Raw genomic sequence first — 6165 nt, 5'->3', positions numbered from 1 at the left:
AAAAAGTTCTCATTCTCGGCTCTGGTCCAATTCGTATCGGTCAAGGCATTGAATTTGACTATGCGACCGTCCATTCCGTGTTAGCAGTCAAAGAAATGGGTTACGAAGCGATCATTATGAATAATAACCCTGAGACTTACTCAACTGATTTCACTATCTCAGATAAACTCTATTTCGAACCGTTAACCTTGGAAGATGTGATGAATGTCATTGAACTCGAAAAGCCTGAAGGCGTCATTGTCCAATTTGGCGGCCAGACAGCCATTAATTTAGCAGCTGGATTGAAGCGGCACGGTATAAACATTCTCGGAACAAGCTTGGAATCAATCGATCGTGCGGAAGATCGGGACAAATTTGAAAAACTTTTAAATGACTTAAACTTATTACGACCTAAAGGAAAAACCGTATTAAGGTTGGAAGAAGCATTTAAAGTCGCAAATGAAATCGGATATCCAGTATTAGTACGACCTTCTTATGTCATCGGTGGAAGTCGAATGGAAATCATTCATGGTGACGATGAGCTACAAACCTATTTGGAGAAGTCAGTCGGTTTGGATAGCGAACATCCCATTTTAATTGATAAATATTTAACAGGAATCGAAGTTGAAATTGATGCGATTAGTGATGGTGAAACAACGATTGTTCCAGGAATTATGGAACATATTGAAAGGGCAGGCGTCCATTCAGGTGATTCAATTGCTGTGTATCCCCCACAACGCGTAACCGAGCATATTCGCAATACTTGTATGGAAGCGACGAGACGTCTTACTGAAGAACTAAATGTTAAAGGACTAATAAACATTCAATTTATCATTAAAGATAATCACGTCTATGTTCTCGAAGTCAATCCGAGATCCAGTCGAACGATTCCGTTTTTAAGTAAAGTAACTGGAGTTACCATGGCTAACTTAGCTACAAAGTGTATCTTAGGTGCAAAATTAGCAGACCTAGGTTTTGAAACAGGCATTTTACCAGAAGGTGATCATGTCGCAACGAAAGTACCTGTCTTCTCATTCGAAAAGCTTCGAAGTGTCGATACGACGTTGGGACCTGAAATGAAATCGACAGGTGAAGCAATCGGTTATGATAGCACATTAGAAAAAGCTCTTTATAAAGGGTTAGTTGCTTCAGGGTTATCGATTCCGACAGAAGGGTCTGTTCTCTTAACAGTAGCAGATCAAGATAAACAAGAAGCACGCGAAATCGCTAAAAGTTTTTTCGATCTTGGGTTTAAATTATATGCAACAAAAGGAACAGCACGGAATTTACAAGAAATTGGTCTGCCAGTCATACAAGTGGATAAAATTGGTTCGGATAATGATAATGTCTTATCCCTTATCAGGAATCAATCTGTTCAATTTGTAATTAATACATTAACGTCAGGTAGACAGCCAAGATCAGAAGGATTTATGATTCGCCGAGAATCAGTTGAAAATGGAATCGCTTGTCTAACAAATCTTGACACAGCACGTGCTATTTTACGAGTCATTGATTCTAATAGCTTTAGTGCGAGACCAATGATTAATAAAGAGGTTGTTCAACTATGATTAACAAAGTAAATATGGCTATTCTTAAGAAGAAATTCATTGCAAAAGATACAATAGAATTCGTTTTAAAAAACGAGTTTATTAGTCACCATGCCAGTCCAGGCCAGTTTCTTCACATACTAATAGACGGATTGACGTTAAGACGACCTGTCTCTATTGCTGACATAGATAAATCTTCGAATGAAGTAACGATCGCGTTCAAAATTGTTGGGACAGGGACGAAGAAGCTTGCCTCTTATGAGCCAGGACAATCAATTGATGTGCTTGGTCCACTCGGTAATGGATTTGACATTAGTAATACACATCCGAAAAAAGTTTTACTAATTGGTGGGGGGATTGGTATTCCCCCTCTATACCATCTAGGAAAAAGACTATCCGAAAATAATGTGAAGATTATTTCTATATTAGGCTATCAAACAAAAGAAAGTGTATTTTATGAAAGAGAATTCCAAGAACTTGGTGATACGTATGTAGTCACTGACGATGGCACTCATGGTTACCAAGGATTAGTTACTGACGTTCTTACAAAAGTAAGCTCGTTTGATACTTTTTATACGTGTGGACCAACGCCAATGTTAAAAGCAATCAAGGAAAGATTATCAAATTCTGATGGTTATGTTTCATTAGAAGAACGGATGGGGTGCGGAATTGGTGCTTGTCTTGCATGTGTCATACCTACAAGCGATGGAGAAGGCTACAAGAAAATATGTCAGGATGGCCCTGTCTTTCACGCCAAGGAGGTTAATTTATCATGAACTTATCTGTAAATTTACCTGGATTATCAATGAAAAATCCCATTATGCCTGCATCTGGATGTTTTGGATTCGGACGTGAATATAGTTCATTCTTCGATTTAAGTACATTAGGTGCCGTCATTATGAAATCAGCTACTAAAAATGAAAGGTTAGGTAACCCTACGCCTCGTGTAGCAGAAACATCTTCGGGAATGCTTAATGCCATCGGTTTACAAAACCCTGGTGTAGAAAAAATTATAGAGTCAGAAATTCCTTTTCTAGCAGATTATGATACTTGTATTATCGCCAATATTGCGGGTAGTTCGGTTGAAGAATATGAATATGTCGCCGAATCGTTTAATCAAACTGACCATGTAGATGCACTCGAGTTAAACATTTCTTGCCCCAATGTAAAAGAAGGTGGAATTCAATTTGGAACAGATCCATACATGGCGGCTTTTGTCACAGAAACCGTAAAAAAAGTAACAAATCTTCCGGTCTATGTGAAGTTGTCTCCAAATGTCACAGATATTGTAGCGATCGCAAAAGCGGTTGAATCAGCAGGAGCAGATGGACTGTCTATGATCAACACATTAACCGGAATGCAAATGCACCTTCCAAGTCAAAAGCCTTTAATTGCCAATAAAACGGGTGGCTTATCTGGCCCAGCAATAAAACCAATCGCCATTCGAATGATTTATGAAGTGAAACAACAAGTATCCATTCCGATTATTGGAATGGGAGGAATAGCTAACGCCGAGGATGTTTTAGAATTCCTTCTAGCGGGAGCCAATGCGGTTGCTATAGGCACAGCAAATTTTAATAACCCGTTCATTTGTCCAGAAATTATTAATGGGCTACCAAACGTTTTAAATAAGTATGGTTTTCATTCAATTAACGAAGCTGTTGGAAAGGGGATATTTCATGAACCAGCCGATCTATCTAGCTCTTGATTTCCCAACATGGGAAGTAACTGAAAATTTTTTAATGACCCATCAACTGCAAGGCGTGCCCGTTAAAGTAGGCATGGAACTATTTTATCGTGAAGGTCCTTCCATTATTGAAAAACTTAAACAAAATAACCACCCGATTTTTCTAGACTTAAAACTTCACGATATTCCAACCACCGTTAAACGTGCAATGCATAATATCGCTTCACTTGAAGTAGATCTTGTTAATGTTCATGCGCTCGGTGGCAGTCAAATGATTGAATATGCAAAAGAAGGATTGCTATCAACAAATAGTTCTAAACAAACAAAATTAATTGCTGTGACCATACTGACATCAATGGAACAAACGATGATGAATCATGATTTAAACATCCAAGGGAATTTACAAGAACAGATTGGACGGCTGGCCTACCTGTCAAAACGACACGGCGCAGATGGTGTCGTATGTTCTGCGCACGAATCAACATTCATTAAAGAAAAATGCGGAGAAGACTTCCTAACTATAACACCAGGAATTCGATTAGAAAATTCAAGTAAAGACGATCAAAAAAGAATCGCCACACCGAAAGTAGCACGTGAGCAAAAAGCTGATTATCTGGTGATCGGCCGTAGTATCACAAGAGCAAAAAATCCTAAGACGGCATACCAACAAGCAATGAAGGAGTTGAAGACAATATGAACCTAACGGAAGAAATTACAAAAGATTTACTTACAATTAAAGCTGTTCAAATTGATCCACAAAATTATTTCACTTGGACTTCAGGTATTCAGTCACCTATTTACTGTGATAATCGCCTCACCATGTCGCATCCTAATGTTAGAAATAAAATTACGAATGCATTTATAAACATGGTTAATCAGCTTGAGGTGAAACCTGACGTCATTGCTGGGTGTGCTACAGCTGGAATTCCACATGCTGCATGGCTTGCCAATGAATTAAACTTACCCATGATTTACGTTCGTGGATCAGCAAAAGCGCATGGAAAAGGAAATCAAATAGAAGGTAAACTTGAAAAAAATCAAAATGTGCTCGTTATTGAAGACTTAATTTCAACAGGAGGCTCAGCTCTAAATACAGTCAATGCGATAAAGGACAGTGAAGCTCATGTTGTTAGTGTTTTCGCGATATTTACATATGGGTTAAATAAAGCTGTTAAGAAATTCGCTGAGGAGCAAGTGCCTTGTCAGACAATTACAAGTTTTGATCAGTTAGTAGATGCTTTAGTAAGCACTAGTAAAATTACACAGATCGATAAAGACAGTCTTCTTAAGTGGCGAGATTCATTGTAGATTAATTACTATTAGAATTCCTTTGTTTCATTAAAAAAGGAACACCTAAGATATAGGTGTTCCTTCTACAACTACCGTTTACTTTTTCAACTCCAACAAAGAAACCAACTCCACATGCACTGTATGAGGGAAAAGATCAACTGGTTGAACTGTTACTAACTCATAACCAAATGGTGTTAACTCTGTTATATCTGAGGCAAATGATTCTGGGTTACAAGAGATATAAACAATTCTTTTCGGTTGAGCACGTCCTATGCGGCGCATAACTTTTCCACCAGCCCCAGAACGAGGTGGATCGACCAACAATAAATCAGGTTGGCCAAACTGCTCTCTTACTTCATCAATGCCATTACGCGCGTTATTTGCTAAGAAATACGTATTATGAACATCATTCTCTGTTGCATTACGTTTCGCAGATTCAATTGAGCTCTCAACGATTTCAACCCCTGCTAACGATTTTACTTTCTTTGCAAAAGGTAGAGAAAACGTTCCAACTCCGCAAAACAAATCAAACATCGTCTCATCTGCTTGCGGCTTACCAACTTCAAGAGCAAGTTCAACTAACTTCTCTGCTTGTTTTGGATTCGTTTGGAAAAATGTATTCCACCATAAACGATATCGAAAACCAGCTAGTTCATCGTAAATGAAGTCTCTTCCTGCCAAAACAAATGTTTCTTCTGCTTGAATGCTGTCCGCCCATAAAGTGTTAACTAACCATAATAAGCTTTTTACATTAGGGTATTTCTCTGTGATTCGTTGAACTAGATTATCCACTTGGTCTTTCAATTTACCATCTGGTCTGTCAGTTGCTACGAGTGCAAGCATGATCTCACCTGTCGCAAACGATTGACGAACCATCAAATGACGTAAAAGGCCTTCATGTTCATCTTTTAAATAGCCTGGCAATTCATGTTCTTTTGCCCACTTTGATACTTCTAATGCGGCTTCAACCATATCATTTCCCGCAATTAAACAAGTCTTCATATCGAACACTTTGCGGAAGTTTCCTTGTTCATGAAGCCCCATGTTCCCTTCTGGAGAAAATGTGAATTCCATCTTATTACGATAATTCCACGGGGTTTCTGCACCAATCGTATTTTTGACTAAAGCTGCATTAAAACCTTGTTCCTCTAACTGACGTTTCACGTAATCTGTTTTATGATTTAGCTGTCCAGAATAGCTCCAATGCTGCCAGACACAGCCGCCACAGATTTCAAAATGAGGACAAGGTGCTTCGACTCTTTCAGAATTCGTTTTCAAAAACTCTGTCACATGTGCACGACTTCTCTTCTTCGTCGGCCGGTCTACTTGAACATGTACTTCCTCACCAGGAAGCGTTAGTGGTACATTTAATTTGAGCTTTTTTGGATTTCCTTGTTCATTCTCACGCCAAACAACTGCTTGTCCATTCCCTTTATGATCTAAATGATTAATTGTCGTATCAAAATAACGTTTTGGTTCAGTCATTCTCTTTTCACTTCCTAAACAACTTTAATTTTAATCGGTAATGCCAATATATCATGAATTCAATATGTATTATAGAGATTACCATATAGATTCTGAAACATAAGAAAAGCTACTAGACACGTATGTGCTAGTAGCTTCGAATTGCCCGGCAACGTCCTACTCTTGCAGGGGAAAAAC

Annotated in this window: 6 protein-coding genes; 5 read left to right on the top strand and 1 reads right to left on the bottom strand. The window is 38.5% G+C overall.

What is annotated here, in order from left to right; all coding sequences use genetic code 11:
* The 5 genes from carB to pyrE form a co-directional block, all read left to right on the top strand.
* The coding region (carB, locus tag KC820_RS12950; RefSeq protein ID WP_212371670.1) for a carbamoyl-phosphate synthase large subunit at nt 1–1547 on the top strand (1547 nt) is incomplete at its 5' end.
* A complete protein-coding gene (locus tag KC820_RS12945; protein WP_212371476.1) occupies nt 1544–2302 on the top strand; it encodes a dihydroorotate dehydrogenase electron transfer subunit in 759 nt (252 codons plus the stop codon). The genes carB and KC820_RS12945, both read left to right, overlap by 4 nt.
* Nucleotides 2299–3234, top strand: coding sequence for a dihydroorotate dehydrogenase (locus KC820_RS12940; RefSeq protein WP_212371478.1), 936 nt, complete (start codon nt 2299–2301; stop codon nt 3232–3234). The genes KC820_RS12945 and KC820_RS12940 overlap by 4 nt, the downstream gene beginning before the upstream one ends.
* Nucleotides 3206–3910, top strand: coding sequence for an orotidine-5'-phosphate decarboxylase (pyrF, locus tag KC820_RS12935; protein WP_212371480.1), 705 nt, complete (start codon nt 3206–3208; stop codon nt 3908–3910). The genes KC820_RS12940 and pyrF overlap by 29 nt, the downstream gene beginning before the upstream one ends.
* Nucleotides 3907–4521, top strand: coding sequence for an orotate phosphoribosyltransferase (pyrE, locus tag KC820_RS12930; RefSeq protein WP_212371482.1), 615 nt, complete (start codon nt 3907–3909; stop codon nt 4519–4521). Before pyrF ends, pyrE begins: the two co-directional genes overlap by 4 nt.
* Nucleotides 4522–4599: 78 nt before the next feature.
* Here pyrE and rlmD read toward each other — a convergent pair whose 3' ends face one another.
* Nucleotides 4600–5988, bottom strand: a complete 1389-nt coding sequence (gene rlmD / locus KC820_RS12925; protein WP_212371484.1) for a 23S rRNA (uracil(1939)-C(5))-methyltransferase RlmD — start codon at nt 5986–5988, stop codon at nt 4600–4602.
* Nucleotides 5989–6165 lie beyond the last annotated feature (177 nt).

It is taken from the genome of Allobacillus saliphilus, assembly GCF_018138385.1.
GTDB classification, from domain to species: domain Bacteria; phylum Bacillota; class Bacilli; order Bacillales; family Alkalibacillaceae; genus Allobacillus; species Allobacillus saliphilus.
Note: the sequence above shows the minus strand (reverse complement) of the source record. Positions and strands in the feature narration are given on the sequence as shown.

Bases quoted from the DNA above. Each gene is read 5' to 3' on its own strand.
- pyrF (WP_212371480.1), top strand. From the start codon at position 3,206: ATGAACCAGCCGATCTATCTAGCTCTTGATTTCCCAACATGGGAAGTA.
- KC820_RS12945 (WP_212371476.1), top strand. From the start codon at position 1,544: ATGATTAACAAAGTAAATATGGCTATTCTTAAGAAGAAATTCATTGCA.
- KC820_RS12940 (WP_212371478.1), top strand. From the start codon at position 2,299: ATGAACTTATCTGTAAATTTACCTGGATTATCAATGAAAAATCCCATT.
- rlmD (WP_212371484.1), bottom strand. From the start codon at position 5,988: ATGACTGAACCAAAACGTTATTTTGATACGACAATTAATCATTTAGAT.
- pyrE (WP_212371482.1), top strand. From the start codon at position 3,907: ATGAACCTAACGGAAGAAATTACAAAAGATTTACTTACAATTAAAGCT.